1 protein-coding gene is annotated in these 806 nt (G+C 72.1%); it reads right to left on the bottom strand.

Annotated features, from left to right (window positions below):
* Positions 1–96: 96 nt before the first annotated feature.
* The coding region (locus FQ705_RS18800) for an IclR family transcriptional regulator (RefSeq protein WP_144143578.1) at positions 97–806 on the bottom strand (710 nt) is incomplete at its 5' end.

Raw genomic sequence — 806 nt, 5'->3', positions numbered from 1 at the left:
CGCTGCCGTCGGCCGCGAACAGGAAGGCCCGCATCGAGGTGGTGCCCCAGTCGATCGCGATCAGCGCCGGCGTGGCGGGGGTCGGTCGGTCCATCGTCATCGCTTGATCCTGCGGGTCGTTTGCGGCGCGCTCCAGCCGAGCTCCGCCGAGATCGCGCGCGCCTCGCGCTGCACGATCGGAATCAGCTCGTCCATGCGGTCGAGCGGCATGTAGGGAATCGTGCTGGCCACCGAGACGGCCGCCACGATCGCGCCCGAGGCGTCGCGCACCGGCGCGGCCACGCAGCGGATCGAGGCCTCGTTCTCTTCCAGGTCGAAGGTGTAGCCGCCGGCCGCGTAATGCGCCATGCGCTGCAGGAAGGTGGTCGCGTCGGGGCGGCGGTCGGGCTTGAAGCTGACGCCGGCCAGCGAGCGGCGCGAGGCCTCGAACAGCGAGGCCCAGGTGTCCGGCGGCAGGTCCAGCATCATCGCCTTGCCGATCCCGGTCGAGGCCAGCGGCATCCGGTGGCCGATCCGCGAGCGCATCTCCAGGCCGCGCGTGCCGGGGATCTTGTCGATGTAGAGCACGTCGTCGCCGTCGCGCATGCCGAGGTGGATGGTGTCGAGCGTGGCGTCGGCCAGCGCCTCGAGATGCGGGCGCGCCACCGCCGTCAGCGGCATCTGCTCCAGCGCGATGGTGCCCAGCTCGATCAGCTTCGGGCCCAGCAGGTAGCCGCCCTGCACCTGGCGCAGGTAGCGCGCCTGCACCAGGCTGCTCACCAGCCGGTGGGTGGTGCTGCGGGTGGTGCCGAGCGCCGCGCCGATCG

This window comes from Paraburkholderia sp. BCC1884, assembly GCF_900996225.1.
Lineage (GTDB): Bacteria > Pseudomonadota > Gammaproteobacteria > Burkholderiales > Burkholderiaceae > Paraburkholderia.
Note: the sequence above shows the minus strand (reverse complement) of the source record. Positions and strands in the feature narration are given on the sequence as shown.